This window comes from Gillisella vitis (genome assembly GCF_001541345.2).
In the GTDB taxonomy this organism is placed as follows: domain Bacteria; phylum Pseudomonadota; class Alphaproteobacteria; order Rhizobiales; family Rhizobiaceae; genus Allorhizobium; species Allorhizobium vitis.
Window position 1 is genome coordinate 428,454 of record NZ_LMVL02000001.1, and the last position, 21,896, is coordinate 450,349.

At 57.8% G+C, this 21,896-nt stretch carries 14 protein-coding genes and 3 pseudogenes; 10 read left to right on the plus strand and 7 right to left on the minus strand.

Annotated elements, in window-relative coordinates; all coding sequences use genetic code 11:
- Window position 1 precedes the first annotated feature (1 nt).
- Genes ASB66_RS01850 through ASB66_RS01860 form a run of 3 tightly spaced genes read left to right on the plus strand, consistent with a single transcriptional unit; the run spans window position 2 to window position 3,402 of the window.
- Complete coding sequence (locus ASB66_RS01850) at window positions 2–1,114, plus strand: ABC transporter ATP-binding protein (RefSeq protein ID WP_060719550.1); 1,113 nt, start codon at window positions 2–4, stop codon at window positions 1,112–1,114.
- Window positions 1,115–1,126: 12 nt separating this feature from the next.
- Window positions 1,127–1,849 carry a glycerophosphodiester phosphodiesterase gene (ugpQ, locus tag ASB66_RS01855; RefSeq protein ID WP_060719551.1) on the plus strand — a complete coding sequence of 241 codons (723 nt, stop codon included), beginning with the start codon at window positions 1,127–1,129 and terminating at the stop codon, window positions 1,847–1,849.
- Complete coding sequence (locus ASB66_RS01860; RefSeq protein ID WP_081089155.1) at window positions 1,849–3,402, plus strand: metallophosphoesterase family protein; 1,554 nt, start codon at window positions 1,849–1,851, stop codon at window positions 3,400–3,402. The genes ugpQ and ASB66_RS01860 overlap by 1 nt, the downstream gene beginning before the upstream one ends.
- Before the next feature lie 58 nt (window positions 3,403–3,460).
- On the opposite strand, the gene ASB66_RS01865 is transcribed toward ASB66_RS01860, so the two are convergent.
- The 3 genes from ASB66_RS01865 to ASB66_RS01875 all read right to left on the minus strand — a co-directional run bounded on the left by ASB66_RS01865 (window position 3,461) and on the right by ASB66_RS01875 (window position 5,047).
- Entirely contained in the window at window positions 3,461–3,970 is a 510-nt protein-coding gene (locus tag ASB66_RS01865; RefSeq protein ID WP_147274001.1) for a GNAT family N-acetyltransferase, read from the minus strand.
- A gap of 67 nt (window positions 3,971–4,037) precedes the next feature.
- A complete protein-coding gene (locus tag ASB66_RS01870) occupies window positions 4,038–4,349 on the minus strand; it encodes a DUF6916 family protein (protein WP_060719553.1) in 312 nt (103 codons plus the stop codon).
- Window positions 4,346–5,047 (minus strand): phage tail protein, encoded by a 702-nt coding sequence (locus ASB66_RS01875; RefSeq protein ID WP_081089156.1) that lies wholly within the window; start codon window positions 5,045–5,047, stop codon window positions 4,346–4,348. The genes ASB66_RS01870 and ASB66_RS01875 overlap by 4 nt, the downstream gene beginning before the upstream one ends.
- A 369-nt stretch (window positions 5,048–5,416) precedes the next feature.
- On the opposite strand from ASB66_RS01875, the gene ASB66_RS01880 reads away from it, so the two are divergent.
- A complete protein-coding gene (locus ASB66_RS01880; RefSeq protein ID WP_114386187.1) occupies window positions 5,417–11,866 on the plus strand; it encodes a putative Ig domain-containing protein in 6,450 nt (2,149 codons plus the stop codon).
- 651 nt (window positions 11,867–12,517) lie between these two features.
- Here the strand turns inward: ASB66_RS01880 and ASB66_RS01885 are convergent.
- Window positions 12,518–13,136: pseudogene (locus ASB66_RS01885) on the minus strand (IS6 family transposase).
- A 195-nt stretch (window positions 13,137–13,331) separates the two neighbouring features.
- Between ASB66_RS01885 and ASB66_RS01890 the strand changes: the two are divergent.
- Together ASB66_RS01890 and ASB66_RS01895 are read left to right on the plus strand one after the other, a co-directional pair.
- On the plus strand, window positions 13,332–14,426 hold the full coding sequence (locus ASB66_RS01890; RefSeq protein ID WP_060719557.1) for a cupin domain-containing protein: 1,095 nt from the start codon (window positions 13,332–13,334) through the stop codon (window positions 14,424–14,426).
- Between the two features lie 13 nt (window positions 14,427–14,439).
- Window positions 14,440–15,039, plus strand: a complete 600-nt coding sequence (locus tag ASB66_RS01895) for a maleylpyruvate isomerase N-terminal domain-containing protein (protein WP_060719558.1) — start codon at window positions 14,440–14,442, stop codon at window positions 15,037–15,039.
- 36 nt (window positions 15,040–15,075) lie between these two features.
- Here ASB66_RS01895 and ASB66_RS01900 read toward each other — a convergent pair whose 3' ends face one another.
- Both ASB66_RS01900 and ASB66_RS01905 read right to left on the minus strand, forming a co-directional pair.
- Window positions 15,076–15,912 carry an IclR family transcriptional regulator gene (locus tag ASB66_RS01900; protein ID WP_234614357.1) on the minus strand — a complete coding sequence of 279 codons (837 nt, stop codon included), beginning with the start codon at window positions 15,910–15,912 and terminating at the stop codon, window positions 15,076–15,078.
- On the minus strand, window positions 15,909–16,310 hold the full coding sequence (locus ASB66_RS01905; RefSeq protein ID WP_060719559.1) for an acyl-CoA thioesterase: 402 nt from the start codon (window positions 16,308–16,310) through the stop codon (window positions 15,909–15,911). The genes ASB66_RS01900 and ASB66_RS01905 overlap by 4 nt, the downstream gene beginning before the upstream one ends.
- Before the next feature lie 81 nt (window positions 16,311–16,391).
- On the opposite strand from ASB66_RS01905, the gene ASB66_RS01910 reads away from it, so the two are divergent.
- The 4 genes and pseudogenes from ASB66_RS01910 (at window position 16,392) to istB (ending at window position 20,253) form a co-directional block, all read left to right on the plus strand.
- Window positions 16,392–17,534 (plus strand): FAD-dependent monooxygenase, encoded by a 1,143-nt coding sequence (locus tag ASB66_RS01910; protein ID WP_060719560.1) that lies wholly within the window; start codon window positions 16,392–16,394, stop codon window positions 17,532–17,534.
- Window positions 17,535–17,549: 15 nt separating this feature from the next.
- A pseudogene (locus ASB66_RS01915) lies at window positions 17,550–17,837 on the plus strand (hypothetical protein); the annotation flags it as partial.
- A 112-nt stretch (window positions 17,838–17,949) separates the two neighbouring features.
- On the plus strand, window positions 17,950–19,470 hold the full coding sequence (gene istA / locus ASB66_RS01920; protein WP_060719562.1) for an IS21 family transposase: 1,521 nt from the start codon (window positions 17,950–17,952) through the stop codon (window positions 19,468–19,470).
- Window positions 19,427–20,253 (plus strand): annotated as a pseudogene (gene istB / locus ASB66_RS01925) (IS21-like element helper ATPase IstB). The gene istA and the pseudogene istB overlap by 44 nt, the downstream one beginning before the upstream one ends.
- 505 nt (window positions 20,254–20,758) lie before the next feature.
- On the opposite strand, the gene ASB66_RS01930 reads toward istB, so the two are convergent.
- On the minus strand, window positions 20,759–21,889 hold the full coding sequence (locus ASB66_RS01930) for an NAD(P)-dependent alcohol dehydrogenase (protein WP_060717556.1): 1,131 nt from the start codon (window positions 21,887–21,889) through the stop codon (window positions 20,759–20,761).
- Window positions 21,890–21,896 lie beyond the last annotated feature (7 nt).

Consider the following 21,896-nt stretch of genomic DNA (forward strand, 5'->3'; position numbering starts at 1 on the left):
AATGGCCAAGATCACTCTCGACAACATCACCAAAAGCTGGGGCGAGACCCAGGTCCTGAAGCCGATGAGCCTGACGATCGAGGATGGCGAACTTGTCGCCATTCTCGGGCCGTCCGGCTGCGGAAAATCGACCACGCTGTTTCTGCTTGCCGGTCTCTATGCGCCGACGTCTGGTCAGATCGGTTTCGACGGACATAATGTCAACCGCGTCGATGCCCGCGACCGCAATGTCGGCATCGTCTTCCAGTCCTACGCGCTCTATCCGAACCTGACGGTGCGCGACAACATCGCCTTTCCGCTTCGCTTCAAAACCATGCGTAAGGACGAGATTGCCAGACGTGTCGAAGAGGCAGCAAACCTGGTGCAGATCAGCGCGCTGCTTGACCGCCGGCCCCCGCAGCTTTCCGGCGGCCAGCAGCAGCGTGTCGCCTTGGCGCGGGCGCTGGTGAAGGAGCCGAATATCCTTTTGCTCGACGAGCCGCTTTCCAATCTCGATGCCACCCTGCGCATCACCATGCGGGCTGAGTTGAAAAACATACAGAAGCGGCTCGGCTTTACCACGCTGATCGTCACCCATGACCAGATCGAGGCGATCACCATGGCCGACCGGATCATCTGCATGAACAATGGCGAGATCGCCCAGGTTGGTACGCCGGATGATCTCTATCGGCGTCCGAGCAATCTGTTCGTGGCAGGCTTTATCGGCACGCCGCCGATGAACCTTCTCAAGGGACATGTCACGGGATGCAAATTGCATATCGGCGAGACATCTGTGGCGCTCACGGCCGCGTGCGAAGGAGAGGCAACGCTTGGTCTGCGGCCTGAAGACATCACGCTTGTTTCCCACGCGGATGCACCGCTCAGTGGGGAGATTATCAGCGTGGAGCCGATGGGGCGCGAAGTGTTCTATATGATCGACACGCCCGCTGGCGTCATCCATGCGCTGGAATATGGCGAAGCCGTGCGCCATGCACCCGGCGCTAGGGTTGGTATTGCCTGCAAGCCGGAACACACGCTGTTGTTCGACGCCTCTGGCAATCGCATCGTTGATCTCCATGCCAAGCTTTTGCATCACTCCGATATGCACGCGAAAGCGTTAGAGCCGGCAAACTGACAGGATTTTTCCATGACCAAGATCGTATCCCATCGCGGGGCCAACCAGTTTGCCCCGGAAAATACCTTTGCAGCCGCCGATCTCGCCCTTCAGCAGGGCGCCGATTACATCGAGCTTGATGTGCGCGAGAGTGCTGACGGTGTGCTCTATGTTTTCCATGACGAAACGCTGGACCGCACCACCAATGGCACCGGCCCCATCGGCCATGCAGCGTCGGACGAAATCGATGCACTGGACGCCGGAAGCTGGTTCTCCCCCGCGTTCAAAGGTGCTGCCGTGCCCCGGCTTGATGCCTATCTCCAGCACCTGCGTGGCCGTGCTGGCGTCTATATCGAATTGAAATATTGCGATCCAGCCAAGGTTGTTGCACTGGTGCGAAGCTTGGGCATGGTGGGCGACACATTCTATTTTTCGTTTTCCGAAGACATGCGCCGCGATCTGCAATTGATCGCGCCGGAATTCCGTAAGATGATGACGTTGAATATTGCCAAGTCGCCGTCTCTGGTTGGTGCGGTGCATCACGCTGATATAATCGAGATGACTGTCGAACAAATGCGAAGGCCGGGTCTGATCGAAGCGTGCCGCAAGGCCGGACTTGAGGTGATGATCTATTACGGAGGGGATGATATGGCCATTCATCGCGAAATCGCCAAAGCCGGTGTCGATTACATCAATCTTGATCGTCCAGACCTGTTTGAGGCTGCCCGTTGCGAACGTCAGGAAGCCGCCGCCTGATGCAGATCGCAGTTGTCGCCGATGTCCATCTGCATGATCTTTACGGCGGGTATGGCATGGTGGAGGAGGGCGGTGGCCTTGCCCTTCGGACGCTGGCGGACACCATGGCGTCCACCCGCGTGTTCAACGAGAGCCATGCTGCCTTCTGTGCTGTGCTTGACGACATCGTCCGACGCGGCATTCGTGATGTCGTACTTCTTGGCGATTATTCCGATGATGGCCAGGTTGACGCGGTTGCTGCGGTCAAACGACTTCTTTCCGACTACGAAGACAGGCACGGCCTGCGTTTTTTTGCGACCTTCGGCAATCATGATTGTTACGGGCCGGAGCCGCGTCATCTGGCTAAGCTGCTGACGCAGGCCGATGGGCTGGAACCCCTGATGGTGACAAACGATGATCGTGCTCCGGCACCCGCAATCGTCTGCCCGGGAATGCGTGGGATGTCGTCAGCTGAGGCGGTGGAGGCGATGGCAGCCTACGGTGTTGCGCGTCCCGAGACCATTCTCCATTGGGAGACGCCTCATGACGGTCTGGAGGATATCGCACTCCGCCACTTGCCAACCGGCCACGACCTGAACTGTGACGCTTCTTATCTTGTCGAGCCGCAGGAAGGGCTCTGGCTTTTGATGCTGGACGCCAATGTGTTCCAAAAGACCGGCGATGGCTGGAAGGTCAGGGCGGATGCCGCCTGGGATCATGTGCTGGCAGAACGCCCCTCTCTGCTGACATGGATAGAGGATGTGGCTGCTCGCGCCAACCGCTTGGGCAAGACCTTGCTGGCTTTTTCCCACTACCCGGCCTTGCCTTTGGCATTGTCAGGAGAAGGGAACGACGTGCGGGCGGCGAGTACGCCGGACTGGTTGAAGCGTATGCCATCACCTGAAACGAGCCGCCGCCTTGCCCGTGCCGGGCTCCGATGGCATTTCAGTGGCCATATGCATGTTGCCGGGCGGGTCGAGCTGGATGGCCTCGTCAACATAGCCGTGCCTTCGCCCGTCGCCTATCCCGGCGGATACGCTATCGTTACATGCGACGCTAGGCAGATTGATATAGAGATCGCCCAGCTTGAAGAGGTCATGGGTTTCGATGCCGCGTTCCCGGCCTATGCGGTGCAGTCCGGCGATAAAATCAGTCCGTGTTTTGCCAAGGTGCTTGTTTGCAAGACCTATGCAGAGTTTCTGCGGGTCCATTTGCAAAATCTGATCGAAGCAAAACACATTCCGGATGACTGGCCACCGGAGCTTCTGGCATGCCTCGACGTGCCAATGGGGCACATATTCCGTGAGGATGCCGGTTTGGCGAGCCTTACTGTCGGATGGCCTGATGCTATGTCTCTGCCATTTCGACAGATGGTCGAGGATTACTACCTCCTCCGAGCAGCCGGACGACATGCCTTGGGAGATATTCTGGCAGAGAGAGTGGCGTTCTACCGCGATCTCACCAGGCGTCTTAGAGCGCAAGAGCGTTTTGGTACTGGATTGTCAGAAGAGGTTGCCAAATTTCTGGAATTATTCGCGGCGTGCACAGATTTTGATGGGTGGCTGGATGAGTGATTGCATCGTCAACAAGACAAGCCGGAAAATGGTTGGTTCAATCTGAGCCTGACAAACTCTAACGTCCGAGGCCACTCCCGTTGGACATTGCCTTTCGATCAGGATGACCATGCGGAAACCATGCCATGTGAATCATCGGCGGCTGAGCCTGGACGACCTGAAAACCGAGCCTCTGGTAAATTGGAAAACCGTTCGAACCGAAGACCGGCGTTGAAAGCGTCAACGGAATATTACCCTTCGTGGCGGCCGCCTGCAATCCTCTGATGACATTGGAGCCTATTCCAATGCCTCGGGCTTGCTTTAAAACCTGTAATTCGGAAATCCGCCAATCTGCATATCCCAGGTCAATGATGGTGCGCCCGACTGCGGAACCAAGCCGCTCGATGATGAAGTCGAGATGATCGGGATAGACACTTTCAGCACCAGCCCGCATGGTCTTGAATTGCTGCTCATAGAGATCACGAATGAAATCGGGTTTCCCCTCCGCCCATGCGAGCCATGGGCGGGTTTCGATGAACAGTTTGAAAATCAGATCCTGATCGCTGGCGCGAACAAGACGCAAATTCAAACCTTCTCCTAGTGCAAATGAGCCGGCAAAACCATTCATCGACGTGTCGTCCGCCTCACTGCGCTCATCAATTGAATGCCACTTCCAAACGGATGACGTCGGGCTGCGGGCTGAGGATACGCTCAATATACGCAAGCCCGATGTTATCCAGACTGCGATGCTCGATCGCGTAGTCTCCGCTTTGAATGTCAGGAAACGCGTTGTGCTGGACGCAGAGAAAAAGGCTGAAAGCCGTTCTCGGTGCTCCCGGTGCGGTGCTGGCGGGATATTCGACAACCTTGGCCAACACCGCGTTGATCACTGTTTCCTGTGCGGTCAATGTGAAATCCTCCCCGATATAGGGCGTGAATTTCGCTGCATCCAGAATGAGACCAGTCATGATCGAACCGGATAAAGACCTTGAACGCAGAAAATGAAATTGATGGCCAGGTAAGGAGGCCTGGCGTCGATCGCAGCACCGGAGCCAAATGGCTGCACGGCGACAGCTCCGCCAGTTATCGCATTGGTGGCAATGCTCTGCGCTGCCGTCGGCGCATTTCCGGAAATCGCAACGCTGCTACTATCGAGAGTGACCGGGGTGGTTGAAGCTGCGCCGTAGATTCTTGTGGCCGCCGTATTTCCACCAGCAAGGGCAGAGCCTGTCGTTGGCAACTGAGACGTTCCCGCAGCAGGGCTTGCCTTCAAGGTTGCGGTCTGGGTTCCTGTCTGCGCGGGTATATTCACCGTTGCCTGGCCAGTGGGCGTAAAGACAGCTGCATGGGTATGGGCCGGAATCTGGCTCGAATTCAACGAAACGGTATCATTTCCGCCCTTGCTGCCAATCCCGTAATCGGGGCTGGTGGGCACGCGCTGTCCATATCCGATGGGCATTTTGCCACGCAGGTCCGGTAGGTTGAAATAGGTTTGCTGGTCGCCGCCGTAAAAATTTGAAACGAGGGAATAGACGGCATTGTATTGATTTATCGTCAGTTTCTGACCCCAGCACATGAGCCAACCATCGGTCGCATAATTAAAGCCGACCGGTAAAATAGTCGCAAGATATGCATCCATAATAATCCTCCACGGGGACGGGAACATCGCGAATCGACGAGTGATTCGGGCTCATGAGATCTGAGAATATTTATCAACCTTAACTTACTAAATTAAATTATTGCAATTTTTTGAGAAGGCCCGCAAGAGTAAATTTCGAAGACGGATCCCATGCCTGTCTCTGCTGAGAACTCTACCTGGGCGTTTAGAGCGAGGTGTTTTAGTCACACTTCACGGAAAACAGTGGGACACATCGATTCTTCGCATTTGATGAGATTGTCATTCAACCAAAGCTCGAATAATGCTCGAATGACGGGCGCCTTGTGGTGGGCGCTCGCTTTAGGGGCGGTATATCTCTGTACGTCAAACGACAAGATTGATTATCGCTGCCTTGATCGAGCAGGGGTTTAGATAAGAATGCAATGCGGCAAATCGTTTCGTGTCTCGCCTGCTCTGGCAAAGACAAAAAAGGCGGCATGGACTTGGCTGAAGCGGTCAGCTAACGCCGTCTTCCAGGCTTTTATCGGTGTCCTCACCATCCTGATTACCGGTTTGAGCTTTGCGACAGCGGCCAATGCCGCACTTTCAGCGTCATGCAGCCAAGTCAATTCAGACTTCAGCTCACCGCGCTATCTCACCAATACCGACAACTTTTCCCCTGATTATCAGAGCTTGACCGCTGGAGAATATATCTCCTGGAGCTTTTCCACCACGGGAACAGCAGCTGGCGGCACCTCATCGGCAATTGTCATATACAGCGATAATTATAATAATCTTCTCGTCAATGAGAGTAATCTTGGCGGAAATATCAATAAATCAGGCAATTTTACAGCCACGGCTTCCATAGACAATCTACAGATGATCCTTGATGTCACACAGGATTCATCGGCTAGCCCCTCTGATTACAACACCCTCACATTCAGTGCGGCCTGTTATGCTAGCGCTCCCACGTCTCCTGGTGCGCCGACAATCGGAACGGCGACGCCTGGCAACGGCCAGGCCACGGTGTCCTTCACCGCTCCGGCCAGCGATGGCGGCGCAGCGATCACCAGCTATACCGTGACGGCAAGCCCGGGTGGGGCGACGGCAAGCGGTTCGGCAAGCCCGATCACCGTGACCGGCCTGACCAATGGCACGGCCTATACGTTTACGGTCACCGCGACTAACAGTGTCGGAACGGGTGCGGCTTCAGCGGCAACCAGCTCTGTCACCCCGACAGCGCCAACCTTTACCTTCTCGCCTGCCTCAGGTGCGTTGACAGCAGCGACCGTGGGAACGGCCTATAGCGAGACAATTACGGCTTCGGGCGGAACATCCCCCTATACCTATGCGGTCACATCAGGCACGCTTCCCAGCGGATTGAGCCTCAACACGACGACTGGCGAGATCTCCGGTACGCCGTCAAGCGTGGAAAACGCCAGCTTCACCATCTCAGCCACGGATGCCAATAGCGCGACGAGCTCGGCAAGTTATTCCCTTGCCGTGGCCGCAGGCCTTCCTGGTGCGCCGACAATTGGAACGGCTACAGCTGGAAACAGCCAGGCCACCGTTTCCTTCACGGCTCCCGCCAGCAATGGCGGCGCGGCGATCACCAGCTATACCGTAACGGCAAGTCCGGGTGGTGCGATGGCAAGCGGGTCGGCAAGCCCGATCACCGTGAGCGGCCTGACCAATGGCACGGCCTATACGTTTACCGTCACCGCGACCAACAGTGCCGGGACGGGTGCGGCTTCGGCAGCAACGAGCTCGGTCACCCCGACAGCGCCAACCTTTACCTTCTCCCCCGCCTCCGGCGCGTTGACAGCGGCAACGGTTGGAGCTGCCTATAGCGAGACAATTACGGCTTCGGGCGGAACCTCCCCCTATAGCTATGCGGTCACATCAGGGACACTTCCTGCTGGCATGAGCCTCAACACATCGACCGGGGCGATTTCCGGCACGCCGACGGCTGCTGCCAATACGAGCTTCACCATTACCGCCACCGATGCCAATAGCGCTACGGGATCGGCGAGCTATTCGCTTGCCGTGGCAGCAGACGTTCCCGGCGCGCCGACGATTGGGACGGCATCCGCCGGTGATACCCAGGCGACCGTTTCCTTTACCGCTCCGGCCAGCGATGGTGGCGCGTCCATTACAAGCTATACCGTGACGGCAAGCCCGGGTGGGGCGACGGCAAGCGGCTCGGCAAGCCCGATCACCGTGACCGGCCTGACCAATGGCACGGCCTATACGTTTACCGTGACCGCGACCAACAGTGCCGGAACCGGTTCGGCTTCGGTCGCTTCGAACTCGGTCACCCCGTCTGCCGTTCTTCAGGCCCCGGTTGCCAACGCCGTCTCAGAAACAGTTGCAGCCAATTCGTCGGCCAACGTGATCACTCTCAACATGACCGGCGGCACGGCCTCGTCCGTTGCGGTCGCGTCAGCGGCATCGCATGGAACGGCCACAGCCTCCGGCACGTCGATCACCTATACGCCCACAGCTGGTTATTCCGGCTCCGACAGTTTTACCTACACTGCCACCAATGCAACCGGAACATCTTCTCCAGCTACGGTGACTATAACGGTAACGGCCCCAGCCTTCACCCTGTCACCAGCCTCTGGCACGTTGACTGCGGCAACCGTGGGGACGGCCTATAGCGAGACAATTACGGCTTCGGGCGGAACATCCCCCTATACCTATGCGGTTACATCAGGGACACTTCCTGCTGGCATGAGCCTCAACACATCGACCGGGGCAATTTCCGGCACACCAACGACCGCTGCCAATACCAGCTTCACCATCACCGCCACCGATGCCAATAGCGCTACGGGGTCGGCGAGCTATTCCCTTGCCGTGGCAGCAGACCTTCCCGGCGCGCCGACGATTGGGACGGCATCCGCCGGTGATACCCAGGCGACCATTTCGTTTGCCGCCCCGGCCAGCGATGGTGGCGCGTCGATTACAAGCTATACCGTGACGGCAAGCCCGGGTGGGGCGACGGCAACCGGTTCGGCAAGCCCGATCACCGTGACCGGTCTGACCAATGGCACGGCCTATACGTTTACCGTGACCGCGACCAACAGTGCCGGAACCGGAACGGCTTCGGTCGCGTCGAACTCGGTCACCCCGTCTGCCGTTCTCCAGGCCCCGGTTGCCAATACCGTCTCAGAAACAGTTGCAGCCAATTCGTCGGCCAACGTGATCACTCTCAACATGACCGGCGGCACGGCCTCGTCCGTTGCGGTCGCGTCAGCGGCATCGCATGGAACGGCCACAGCCTCCGGCACGTCGATCACCTATACGCCCACAGCTGGTTATTCCGGCTCCGACAGTTTTACCTACACTGCCACCAATGCAACCGGAACATCTTCTCCAGCTACGGTGACTATAACGGTAACGGCCCCAGCCTTCACCCTGTCACCAGCCTCTGGCACGTTGACTGCGGCAACCGTGGGGACGGCCTATAGCGAGACAATTACGGCTTCGGGCGGAACATCCCCCTATACCTATGCGGTTACATCAGGGACACTTCCTGCTGGCATGAGCCTCAACACATCGACCGGGGCAATTTCCGGCACACCAACGACCGCTGCCAATACCAGCTTCACCATCACCGCCACCGATGCCAATAGCGCTACGGGGTCGGCGAGCTATTCCCTTGCCGTGGCAGCAGACCTTCCCGGCGCGCCGACGATTGGGACGGCATCCGCCGGTGATACCCAGGCGACCATTTCGTTTGCCGCCCCGGCCAGCGATGGTGGCGCGTCGATTACAAGCTATACCGTGACGGCAAGCCCGGGTGGGGCGACGGCAACCGGTTCGGCAAGCCCGATCACCGTGACCGGTCTGACCAATGGCACGGCCTATACGTTTACCGTGACCGCGATCAACAGTGCCGGAACCGGAACGGCTTCGGTCGCGTCGAACTCGGTCACCCCGTCTGCCGTTCTCCAGGCCCCGGTTGCCAATACCGTCTCAGAAACAGTTGCAGCCAATTCGTCGGCCAACGTGATCACTCTCAACATGACCGGCGGCACGGCCTCGTCCGTTGCGGTCGCGTCAGCGGCATCGCATGGAACGGCCACAGCCTCCGGCACGTCGATTACCTATACGCCCACAGCTGGTTATTCCGGCTCCGACAGTTTTACCTATACTGCCACCAATGCAACCGGAACATCCTCGCCAGCTACGGTGACCATAACGGTTACGGCCCCGACCTTGGTCCTCTCGCCTTCGGCGGGCACCCTTGCAACAGGCACGGTTGGTGCGGCCTACAGCCAAACGGTCGCAGTATCCGGTGGCGCAGAGCCGTATGATTACGAATTCCTGTCGGGATCTTTGCCAGCCGGCCTGTCCATAACGTCAAGCGGTGCCGCCGCTGCCAGGGTTCTCTCCGGCACGCCTTCGGCTGCCGGAACGAGTAACTTCACGGTTAAAGTTACCGATGCATATGGTGCAACGGTCACGGCATCTTATTCCATCACCATCAATGCAGCAGCGCCGATCGCCAACGCGCTGACGGCAACCGTGACGGCAAACTCTTCAGATAACGTTCTGGCACCTTCCATCACCGGTGGTGCTGCGACGGCGGTTGCCATTGCCTCCTCGCCAAGCCATGGGGCTGCAACGGTATCCGGCACCAACTTTATCTATACGCCGACTGCTGGTTATTCCGGCTCCGACAGTTTTACCTACACTGCCACCAATGCTACCGGAACATCCTCGCCAGCTACGGTGACCATAACGGTGACGGCTCCGACCTTCACCCTGTCACCAACTTCCGGCGCGTTGACTGCTGCAACTGTTGGAACGGCCTATACTGAGACGGTCACGGCTTCGGGTGGCACGTCACCCTATAGCTATGCGGTCACATCAGGGACACTTCCTGCTGGCATGAGCCTCAACACATCGACCGGTGCGATTTCCGGCACACCAACGACCGCTGCCAACACCAGCTTCACCATCACCGCTACGGATGCCAATAGCGCTACGGGATCGGCGGCCTATTCCCTTACCGTCACGGAGCCGTCGGTAACGCTGAGCCTCTCTCCGTCTTCAGGTGCTCTCACCACAGCAACGGTTGGCACGGCCTATAGCCAGTCCGTCACGACAACCAGTGGTACCGTGCCTTATACCTACGCTGGAACCGGCCTGCCGGATGGCCTCGTCCTTGACACGAGTACCGGAACCATCAGCGGAACGCCGACGACGGCTGGAAGCTATGCTATTTCCATGACGGTCACCGATAGCGCGTCACCTGCCAATCATGGCTCGGGCAACTATACGCTGACGGTGAACGCAGCGGCGTCCATCGCCTTCTCGCCAGCTGGCGGCACGCTAAAGGAAGCCATGGCGGGTGAGGCCTATAGCCAGCAGATCTCTGCAACAGGTGGCACGGGAACGCTGATCTACAGCCTTTCCTCTGGAAGCCTGCCGAAAGGCATGGTGCTGAATATCTCGACCGGTGCGCTGAGCGGACCGCTCGATGCGGGTACGGAAGGCGATTATTCCTTTGCCATCCAGGCCCGTGACAGCAATGGTACGACCGGCACGGCAAGCTATACCGTCAAAGTGGCCACGCGCGCGGTGACCGTGGCGGATCATGTGGTCGAGGTTCCCGCAGGTGCCACGCCGAATAATGTCTATCTCAACAAAGACGCTACCGGAGGTCCGTTTATCGAGGCAGATATTGTCTCCGTCGAGCCACCCGAGGCAGGGACGGCAACCCTTATTCAAGGGGAGCTTGCAGCCGTCTCGTCAGCTTCACCTGTCGGCTGGTATTTGAAATTCACTCCGAATCCGGCCTATTCAGGACAGGCCCGTATCGCCTATCGCCTTGGTAGTTCGCTTGGAAATTCCAACACGGGCACTGTCATCTACAACATCAACTATAACGCCGAGCAAGTCGCGACGGATATCGACAACCTCGTACACAGCTTTGTCCAGACCCGTCAAAACATGATCTCATCCGCGATCAAGGTGCCGGGTCTGATGGAACGAGGCCGAATGGCCAGGGCGACGACCCCTGTGACAACCAGGATGTCTCCGTCTACGCAAGGAATGACGTTCGGTTTTTCCACCAGTCTTGCACAGATGGAATCGGCCCGTGACAGTGCCGACGGCATTGCTGGCGGCTATTCTTCGCCGTTCAATATCTGGATTGATGGTGCCGTTCTGGCTCATAACGACAAGGACACCAATGGCAGCAAGTGGGGCAGCTTCGCCATGATCAACATGGGGGCCGACTATCTGCTAACCGACAAGGCGCTGCTGGGTCTTTCGTTTCACTATGACCGGATGACAGACCCGACGGATGAGGACGCCATGCTGACCGGTAATGGCTGGCTGGCTGGCCCCTATACCTCTTTCGAAGTGACCAAAGGCGTGTTCTGGGATGCAAGCCTGCTGTATGGCGGGTCCTCAAACACCATCGATACTGAGTTCTGGGATGGCAATTTCGATACCCAGCGCTGGATGTTGGATACGTCCATCAAGGGAAAATGGTCTTTGGACGAAGCGACCGTAGTGACGCCGAAGCTAAGAGCGGTTTATTTTTCCGAAACAGTCGACGATTATTCCGTAAAAAACAGCTCGGGCGACTCTATCGATCTCGATGGGTTTACCTCGGAGCAGTTCAGGGTGAGCCTCGGCGCTGAAATTGCCCGTTCCTTTACGCTTGCAAGCGGCTCGACCCTGACGCCAAAACTTGGTCTCACCACCGGCTTTTCTGGCCTCGACGGATCGGGTCTGTTCGGGTCGGTTACGGCTGGCGCGTCCATGCAAACAACTGAGGCTTGGGCGATTGAAGGCAGCCTTCTGTTTAACATCGAAGGCGAAGGTGAAAAATCGGTCGGCGCGAAGGTTGGATTGTCGCGGAAGTTTTGACGCGTGCGGGAGAGACCGAATTTTGATCCGAACTTGGCGAGGCAACTGCCAGGTTCGGATCAGTTATCACAGTTGACTTTCACTAAGAACTGACCCGGTAGCACAGGATAGGGGATGCGGGGCGCAAACATCACCCTCAGCTGGCGTGCTGAGCGACGGCGCGGCGCTCTCCTGGAGAGGAGTTTCGGTGTTTTGCGCGATGATCTGTGCCATTCTCTATAATGAGCATTATGTCCGATAATGCATTATCGGACATATTTAATTAACGACAATGCATGCGGTTTATCCGATTTGACTGGATTAAACTGCACGCCAAATTTATGCGCTTTCGCATGGATTCGTGAGCACTCTTACCACAGAGAACGCCTAAAGCTGGTCGTATGCGGCAGATTTAAAGTGTTATAGCGTCTTTGTGCGCTTTATAAAACGCACGGCACTGTAGCCTGCCAAGCTAGGCGCCCTTGCGCGGCCGCCTGAATCTGCATTTTCTACCGCTATCGCTCTGGAATTGCTTGGCGATCTAGGGCGGGTCGGCTGTTTTTGGCCATACGTGTGCTGGCGCGCCGGTCCGGCGTGATCGTCACGCCATTTGTACAGGAGACACTGTAGACGTAGCGCTGTGGAAACAAAATCTGGGCGTGGGAACCTCGTTCACGCAGTGTGAAGGCGCGTGACTTGGTGCCATGCTTGTATGGCTGCTGCTGTTAGTCCTTGATGGTGGGCGGATGGAATATCGTGTCGGGCAACGTTAAAGAGGTTAGTGATCGGGTCGTGGATGGAAACGAAATGTTGAAGCTGTCGCGTTGATTTGAACCGCATCATGATCCTCTCCGGTCGTTGGGCGGACTGATGGAAGTTTCGGCCCGATTGTTCAATCCCCTGTGAGAACGATGCTCGACGCTGGGCATGACCTCCTGCCTGGCCGCACTATAGGGCCGTAGTTTGTCGATGATCACCACATCCGGCACACGGCCTTGTGTTTTCAGGACCTTGCGCATCTGGCGTTTTGCCGCCTTTGCATTGCGGCGGCTTTGCACCAAGACGTCGAGAGCAAAGCCGTTCTGATCATCGGCGCGCCAAAGCCAGTGTTTCTTTCCACCGACGGTTATACCAACCTCATCGAGATGCCAGATATCACTGAATTTGCCAGCAGATCTTCGACCATCCGCAGGTTGAGCGGAAACTGAAAATAAAGCTAAACGGCTTGGGCAATTACCTCGGCTGGAAATCGATGGCGACGATGTAGAGGATCACGTGCAAAACTGCTCATCCCGCCAGATCTCACATTTTGATCGATGCAAGGTTAACGTTACAGTGCAGGGCTCTCTCCTTCCGGCACATAGAAATGAATAATGAGCGGCTCTCAACATCAGGTTTCTCCACAAAAATTCTACTGCCCTCTGGAATTTATGTTGCGTCTGATGCAATGTATTGCGCAGGATGAATTTCATAGGAGGCTGAAACCATGCAACCTGTTGCACAAAGCAACATGATGGTAGCGGAGGACACGGAAGAGCTGCGGCAGTTGTATACGGACTTTGAGGAGCATCACCTCAAGCCGTTCTGGACGCAGATCGATGACCTCATGCCGGTAATTCCGAATCCGAAAGCTGTGGCGCATGTGTGGAGATGGTCCACACTTTACCCGCTGGCCAAGCGCTCGGGCGATCTCGTTCCGGTTGGCCGTGGTGGAGAACGCCGTGCGATCGGCTTGGCCAATCCAGGGCTGGGAGGGCGTGTCTATATCAGCCCGACCCTGTGGGCCGCCATTCAGTATCTCGGGCCGCGTGAAACCGCACCCGAACATCGCCATGCCCAGAACGCCTTCCGATTTGTGGTAGAGGGCGAGGGGGTATGGACGGTTGTCAATGGAGACCCGGTGCGCATGAGCCGCGGTGATTTCTTGCTGACGCCGGGCTGGCACTTCCACGGCCACCACAATGATACCGATAAGCCCATGGCCTGGATCGACGGGCTCGACATTCCCTTTTCCTACCAGAACGATGTCGGCTTTTTCGAATTCGGCTCCGACCGCGTGACGGACTATGCGACGCCACGCTTTTCGCGCGGTGAACGTCTCTGGTGTCACCCGGGACTTCGGCCATTGTCCGGGCTAGAGAACACGGTGTCATCGCCAATCGGTGCCTATCGCTGGGAACATATCGATCGGGCTCTGACCGAGCAGCTACTGCTCGAGGAGGAGGGACAGCCAGCGACGGTTGGGCAGGGGCATGCTGCGGTGCGCTATATCAACCCGACCACTGGTGGCGATGTGATGCCGACGATCCGCGCCGAATTTCACCGTCTGCGCGCCGGAACAGTCACGCCGGGCTGCCGCGAGGTGGGCTCCAGCGTCTTCCAGGTGTTCGATGGCGAAGGCGTGGTGGTCCTCAACGGGCGCGAGCAGCGTCTGGACAAGGGCGACATCTTTGTCGTGCCGTCCTGGGTCAAGTGGTCCCTTCAGGCGGAAAGCCAGTTCGATCTTTTCCGCTTCTCGGATGCCCCCATCATGGAACGGTTGGGCTTTGCCCGCACCCAGGTGGAAAATCCATCTTCTTGAGAGGGAGGCTACAATGGCTCTCTCGCTTGAGGAGTCGCGTCGGGAATTGCAAGAACGCCAGGGGCTCGGCGCACGTTACGATGCCCTTCAGGCACCCCATGCGGATCTTGCGCTTGCCCGTTTGGGAGCGGCCTATTTCGCCCGTAAGCTCAATGAGCTGAGCGATGCTGATCTCGCTCTGCCGTCGCGGGTTGCCGGCTGGTCGCGCCGCCATGTGGTGGCGCATGTCGCGTATCAGGCGCGCGGCCTTGCGCGGCTGGTGGAAGCCGCGCGCCAGGGGCGCGGCGCGGAGCGGCTGGAAGAGCCGGAGGCGCAGATCGAAGAGGTCGATTTTGGTGCAAGCCTGCCGGCCCATGCCCTGCGTTATCTGTTTCATCACGCGCAGATCCACCTCAACGTGGAATGGCGCGATCTGCAGGATGCCGGCTGGCGCGCCAGTATTGAAAGCCTGCAGGGCAGGCTTGTGCCGATCCGCGAGACGCCCTGGATCCGCGCCCGTGCGATATGGCAAGCGGCTGTTCAACTGGACAATGGCGCGTCATCGCATCACTTTCCGCAGGCGCTAAGCCAAAGGCTTGGTGCGGAAGCAGGTGTCGACGCGCTGTCATCGTAGCCCGGAACGGATAGGGTAAAACATCGCAAGGGGCGCTCAGTCCCCTTGCTGGTGGCGCCACCGCTTTTCACTGGACAGCCGGGTCACGAACTCAAGCAAGGCCTGCACTGCGGGGTTCTGTGCTGAAAGGATCTGATCGGATGTGCTGATCAGCGTGACGGCGGCCTCGGCCTCTCCCTGCCAGTTGGTGATAGGCGCCGCCACCGCGCGCAGTCCCGGGACGAAACGTCCGTCGATCGTGGCAAAGCCGTCGCGTCTGATCGTCTCGATCATCCGTTCGACGCTGCCGACGCTGAGGTCAAGGTCCGGCCAGCTCAACCCGTTTTCCAGGGCTCTTTCCACTTCCAGGCTGAGACGTGCCGAGGTCACCTGCCGGGGAAGGAAGGCGAGCAGTATCCTTCCGCTTGCAGATGTCAGAAGCGGAAGGGTGCTCCCGAGACCGAAGGAGGTGACCATCGGGCTTGGCGCCCGGCACCAGCGGATCACGGTTGCGCCATTATTGCCCCAGACGCTCAGCAGCACCGTTATGCCGGTCTGTCCGGCCAGTTCAGGCAGTTCATCAGCCGCAAGGCTGACCATGTCATTGCGGGCGAGTGCGGCAAGCCCGAGCGTTGCTGTCGAAGGGCCGAGCTCGTAACGCCCTGATTTTACCGTCTGTTTTACGAGACCCGCATGTATGAAGCTGGCCAGATACCGGTGCACCTTGCTGGACGGCATGGAGACGGCGCGGGCAAGATCGACCAGCGCGACCGGCCCATCGAAATCGCCCAGGGCACGCAAGACAACCAGCGCGGCATCCAGCGCTTGAATGCCGCCTCGGGCATTCCCATTGCCTGTAGCGTCCATTTCGTTGTCATCTGAGATTTCGCTCATGCCATACGCCTTTTGAAATCCTCCGCAATCGGGACGCTGCGCAACCCGTCTTTCGTCACCACTGCCCATGCACGGACTTCATAGCCTTCCGCTACAAGCTTTTCACCGCATAACAGACGATATTCGACACGTAAACGCTTCTCCTCCCAGGACGAGATATGCGCTTCCACCCGAAGCCGGTCGTCATAGCGTGCCGGAGCGCGAAAGCGCATGCCCGAATCCACCAGGGGCGTCACCGCCCCGAACTCCGCCTGGTTCTGTCGCTGGCCAAAGCCTCGAGATTTCAGGAAGCGCTGGAAGGTGCAGTCCAGCCAATAGAAATAGTTGGGATAGAAGACAATTCCCGCCTCATCGCAATCGCCCCACTCCACTTCATACTCCGTTTCGAATGCCGTCATAAATTTCACTCCATAAAATCTATTGCACTATACGCAATAATCGGTATCTTGGCAAAAGATAATCCTGCATGGAGGAACAGCATGAGCCGGATCGCAGTTCTCGGAGGAGGGCCGGGAGGCCTGTATTTCGCCTATCTCTGGAAGACCCGGCATCCCGATGACTATGTCGAGCTGATAGAGCAGAACCCGGAAGGTGCAACCTTCGGCTTCGGTGTGGTGTTTTCGGCACGTGCCATGGACTTTCTTCGGGCCGACGATCCCGAAACTGCCGATGCGATTACCGCACGTATGGAGACCTGGTCCGACATGACGCTGGTACACCGGGGCGAGATAACGACGATCGACGGCGTCGGATTTTCTGCAATCGGTCGGCTCGAGCTACTCGTTCTATTGACGCAGCGTGCGCGTGACGCAGGTGTCGTCCTGTCGTTTGCAAAGACGCTGCATTCTGTTGATGAGCTGGTCGATTTCGATCTGGTTGTGGCCGCCGATGGTGTGAATTCCCTCGTGCGCCGCAGTTTCGAAGGTGACTTCCAGACCTCGATTTCCTATCTCGACGAGAAATTTGCCTGGTTTGGCACGACCAAACGGTTCGAAACGCTGACTCAGACATTCGTTGAGACCGAGTTCGGCACCTTCAACGCCCATCACTATCGCTATTCGCCGAGCATGAGCACATTCATCGTGGAATGTGATCGGCCAAGCTGGCTGAAAGCTGGTTTCGATCATCTTGGGCCAGAGGCCATGAAGGCGAAGTGCGCGGACATCTTCGCGGATGTGCTGGATGGCCACAGTCTCGTCGCCAACAAGTCCAACTGGCGTAACTTTCCCTGGATCTGGAATGATCGATGGTCGCATCGCAACATGGTGTTGATCGGTGATGCGCTGCACACCGCCCATTATTCGATCGGTTCCGGCACGCGCCTTGCTTTGGAAGACGTCCTGGCACTGATCAAGGCGTTGGAGGCCCATCCGGGCCAGATCCGTGATGCGCTGGAGGCCTATCAGGCACAGCGTCAGCCGGTGGTGGGGAAACTGGTACGCGCCGCCCGCGATAGTGCGTCCTGGTATGCGGATTTTCCGCGCCACATGGCACTGGCTCCGATGGATTTCGCCTACAGCTACATCACCCGCTCAGGCCGGGTCGATGATGAACGTCTCAGAGCCATGTCGTCTGGCTTCATGCAGCGCTATGACGCACTGCGTCCCCGGCCTGCGGCCTGAATGGAGGAGGGAGGAATGACTATTCAAGCCAAGGTTCATGCCACGGATGTGCCGACAGTGGGCGACAGCGTGCCGCGTGATGCGCAAGGTGCCCGCGAAATCGGTTTCGAACTGCCGGACATCTACAATGCCAGCGCGATCCTGTTCGACAATCTGGCACGCGGGCGGGCGGATCATGTTGCCGTCACCGGTCCCGCAGGCACGCGGACTTATGCCGAACTCTGCGCCGAGGCGTGTCGCTTCGGCAACGCTCTCCTGGGGGCAGAATTGACCAGCGGCGATCGGGTTCTTCTGTTCCTCGATTGTTGGTTTCCACGCGGAACTGAGCCGGTTAGGCGGATAATTTCCATTGAGAATTGAGCCATGTGAACCTTCCCCCAACGCGGTGAGCGACGGGGGCAACGGAGTGATCCACATGGGACTTTTAAATATTATTCGTCGGATGGCGCTGCGCGAGAAGCAGTTGATCCGCGAGATCAGCCGGCGCACTGGGCTGTCACGCAACACGATCGCGAAGTATTTGAGCGCTGGTGCGATTGAGCCGACGTTCACGGTACCGGAACGACCGAGCAAGCTTGATCCTTTTGCCGACAAACTTTCTGGCTGGCTGAAGACCGAGGCAGGGCGGTCGCGCAAGCAGCGCCGAACGCTGAAGCAGCTTCATGCGGATCTGGTGGTTCTCGGTTTTACCGGCTCTTATGGCCGGGTCGCTGCTTTCGCGCGTGAGTGGCGGGCTGACCAGCAGACGGCGGGGCGGGGTATATTTGTTCCGCTGTCTTTCCGTCCCGGTGAAGCGTTCCAGTTCGATTGGAGTGAAGACTATGCCGTCATTGGTGGCGAGCGAGTGAAGCTACAGGTGGCGCATATGAAACTGTCGCACAGTCGGGCTTTTCTGGTCAGGGCCTACCTGCTGCAAACGCACGAGATGCTCTTCGACGCCCACTGGCACGGCTTCCGGGTCTTCGGCGGCGTACCAGGTCGCGGCATCTACGATAACATGAAAACGGCGGTCGATCGTGTCGGTCGGGGCAAGGAGCGGCAGGTCAACGTCCGCTTCCTGGCGATGACGAACCACTACGTCTTTGCACCTGAGTTTTGCAATCCGGCGGCCGGCTGGGAGAAAGGTCAGGTCGAAAAGAACGTTCAAGATGCTCGTCCCCGACTGTGGCAACAGATGCCGGACTTTGCGGACCTTGCGGCATTGAACACCTGGCTGGAACAGCATTGCCACGACCTGTGGCGGGAGACGCCGCACGGTGCCTTGCCCGGCACGATTGCCGATGTTTGGGCTGGTGAGCGGGCATCCTTGATGGCGCTTCCAACCGCATTTGACGGCTTCGTCGAACAAAGCAAGCGTGTGTCGCCAACGTGCCTGGTCACCTTCGAGCGTCATCGCTACAGCGTGCCAGCATCTTTTGCCAACCGCCCGGTTAGCCTGCGGATTTATCCCGAACGGCTGGTCGTTGTGGCGGAGGGCAATGTGTTATGCGAACACGTGCGGATCATTGAGCGCGATCATCACAAGCCACCGAGAACGATTTACGACTGGCGGCACTACCTTGCCGTCATCCAGCGCAAACCTGGTGCACTGCGCAATGGCGCCCCTTTCCTGGAATTGCCGCTGGCCTTTCGACAGTTGCAGGCGCAGATGCTGCGCCGCCCCGGCGGTGATCGAGAAATGGCCGATATCCTTGCTCTTGTCCTTCAGCACGACGAACAGGTGGTCGTCAGGGCTGTGGAAATGGCCTTGGATGCAGGTGTGGCGACCAAGACGCATGTGCTGAACCTGCTGCATCGGCTGATCGACGGTAAGACGACTGACGGCCCTGACATCGATACGCCACAGGCGCTGACCTTGCTTTGCGAACCTAAAGCCAATGTAGAGCGCTACGATGGTCTGCGCGTCCAAATCGCGGGAGGTCGCCATGCGTCATGATCCCGCAAGCGCTGCCGTCGTCATCATGCTGCGTAGCCTGAAGATGTATGGCATGGCTCAGGCCGTCACGGACCTGATCGAGCAAGGGGCTCCAGCCTTTGATGCGGCCGTGCCGATCTTGTCCCAGTTACTGAAGGCTGAATTGGCTGAACGTGAGGTCCGCTCCATCGCATATCACATGAAGGCTGCTCGCTTTCCTGCGTACAAAGACATCTCCGGCTTCGACTTCGCCGCCAGCGAGATCAACGAAGCGACGGTGCGCCAATTGCATCGGTGCGAGTTCATGGACGAAGCCCAGAATATCGTGCTCGTCGGCGGACCGGGCACAGGCAAAACACATGTTGCGACCGCTCTCGGTGTCCAGGCAATCGAGCATCATCGCCGGAAGGTCCGCTTTTTCTCGACGATCGAACTGGTCAACGCACTCGAACAGGAGAAGGCCAAGGGCAAGGCAGGTCAGATTGCCGAGACGCTGGTTCGCCTCGATCTGCTGATCCTGGATGAGCTCGGATACCTTCCGTTCAGCGCTTCAGGCGGAGCGCTGCTGTTCCACCTGTTAAGCAAGCTTTATGAGCGCACCAGCGTCATCATCACCACCAACCTCAGCTTCAGCGAATGGGCAACTGTCTTCGGCGACGCCAAAATGCGACCGCTTTGCTCGACCGCCTGACCCATCGTTGCCGCATCCTGGAAACCGGTAACGACAGCTTCCGATTCAAGGCCAGTTCGGCCGCAGCGGCACAGAAGAGAGGAGAAAAGGCAAGCCTCTTGACCAAAGCCTGATCAGAAAACCATACTTAGAGCTGGCTCACTTCTCGGTGGAAAAACCGGCTCAGTTCCGCGCGAAAACCTACACGCCTGAGCATTGAGAGCGGCAATTCCGCCCTCCGTGGCTTCATTGTTGGGTGGTTCGAAATGGATATTGATTGCTTGATGCCGCAGCAGCTTGCCAGACCGAATTCTGTGATCTTCCGGCGCTTAACCACAGCAAAATCGGCGCTAATGAAATCGGCAATGCGGTAGTCAAAACCTCCCGCATATCTTGAATATTTGGACAGATGATTACGGGATCGACCGAGGCTCGAGGCAAGGAACCTCGTCAATCAGACGACAGATTCAAAGATCGATGCGCAAGTTCTCAACTGGATGCCTAAACTTAGCCGTGCCGAGTTCAGGCGCGTTGCATGAAAATCCAAAGGGGGAGAGTTATCTCGCCCAAAGCCTCATTCCTGCAACGCTGCCCCTTTTTCGCATGCTCTCGTTGATGCCGCAGAGCCGTGAAAAAATATCAAGCAACCGGCATGCGCAAGATTGCCTTTAGCGTCACACCGCTTTCACTATCTTTTACCGCCTGATTAATGTCGGCCAGAGGATAGAACTTGACCAGTTTATCAAAGGGGAAGCGCCCCTGACGGTGAAGCTCTACAAGTTGCGGAATAAAGATCTTTGGCACGCTGTCGCCTTCCACAATGCCGCGAATGCTGCGCCCGTTGAGCAGCAGGGTGTTGACATCAAACTCGGCCTTGGTGCCAAGTTTTGGTGCGCCAACCACACCAATCATCCCCAACAGGCCAAGTGTTTCAATGCCTTGCGCCAAAACCTCAGGGCGACCTGTGGATTCGAGCGCAAAATTGACGCCCGTTCCGGTGATGTCTCTCACCGCCTCGACCATATCCTGTTCGCGGCTGTTGACCACATGGGTCGCGCCGAGTTCCAAGGCCAGCTGAAGGCGCGATGGCACCACATCAACGGCGATAATGGTGGTGGCACCCACAATTCGGGCGGCCATAATGGCGCTGAGGCCCACCGCACCCGCGCCAAAGCTTACAAAGCTTGATCCCGCAGTGACCTTCAGCGCGTTGATCACCGCGCCGGCACCCGTCTGGATGCCGCAGCCAAGCGGGCCGAGAAGGTCAAGCGGCGCGTCCTTCGGCACTTTCACCGTATTGTTCTCTTCTGCGAGCGCATAGGTGGCGAAAGAAGACTGCGCGAAAAAGTGGTCGTGCAACGCTTTTCCGTCTGCATCGCGGATGGCCGTTTCGCCATTGGCATCGGTTCCGCCAAAGTTTCGCCCATAAAAATGGGTGCAATAGGCACCATCGCCTTCGGTGCAAGTGTTGCAATGGCCGCAGGCCCCATAGGTCAGCACCACATGGTCGCCCGGCTGAATGGTTTTAACATTCGGCCCGACCTTTTCGACAATGCCGGACCCTTCATGGCCCAGCACCGCAGGCAGTGGCACGGGATAATATTGGTCGCGCACGATGAGATCGGTGTGGCACAAGCCGGTGGCAACAACCCGCACAAGAACTTCGCTTCCCTTTGGGTCACGAATGTCACCCTTTTCAATGGTAAAGGCCGCCCCTTGGGCGCGGGTGACGGCAGCGGTGATTTCGGTGCATTGAAGTCTCAGGTTCATCATAATC

Coding starts and splice junctions, on each gene's coding strand:
- ASB66_RS01850 (WP_060719550.1), top strand. CDS start 2: ATGGCCAAGATCACTCTCGACAACATCACCAAAAGCTGGGGCGAGACC.
- ugpQ (WP_060719551.1), top strand. CDS start 1,127: ATGACCAAGATCGTATCCCATCGCGGGGCCAACCAGTTTGCCCCGGAA.
- ASB66_RS01860 (WP_081089155.1), top strand. CDS start 1,849: ATGCAGATCGCAGTTGTCGCCGATGTCCATCTGCATGATCTTTACGGC.
- ASB66_RS01870 (WP_060719553.1), bottom strand. CDS start 4,349: ATGACTGGTCTCATTCTGGATGCAGCGAAATTCACGCCCTATATCGGG.
- ASB66_RS01875 (WP_081089156.1), bottom strand. CDS start 5,047: ATGTTCCCGTCCCCGTGGAGGATTATTATGGATGCATATCTTGCGACT.
- ASB66_RS01880 (WP_114386187.1), top strand. CDS start 5,417: ATGCAATGCGGCAAATCGTTTCGTGTCTCGCCTGCTCTGGCAAAGACA.
- ASB66_RS01890 (WP_060719557.1), top strand. CDS start 13,332: ATGCAACCTGTTGCACAAAGCAACATGATGGTAGCGGAGGACACGGAA.
- ASB66_RS01895 (WP_060719558.1), top strand. CDS start 14,440: ATGGCTCTCTCGCTTGAGGAGTCGCGTCGGGAATTGCAAGAACGCCAG.
- ASB66_RS01900 (WP_234614357.1), bottom strand. CDS start 15,912: ATGAGCGAAATCTCAGATGACAACGAAATGGACGCTACAGGCAATGGG.
- ASB66_RS01905 (WP_060719559.1), bottom strand. CDS start 16,310: ATGACGGCATTCGAAACGGAGTATGAAGTGGAGTGGGGCGATTGCGAT.
- ASB66_RS01910 (WP_060719560.1), top strand. CDS start 16,392: ATGAGCCGGATCGCAGTTCTCGGAGGAGGGCCGGGAGGCCTGTATTTC.
- istA (WP_060719562.1), top strand. CDS start 17,950: ATGGGACTTTTAAATATTATTCGTCGGATGGCGCTGCGCGAGAAGCAG.
- ASB66_RS01930 (WP_060717556.1), bottom strand. CDS start 21,889: ATGAACCTGAGACTTCAATGCACCGAAATCACCGCTGCCGTCACCCGC.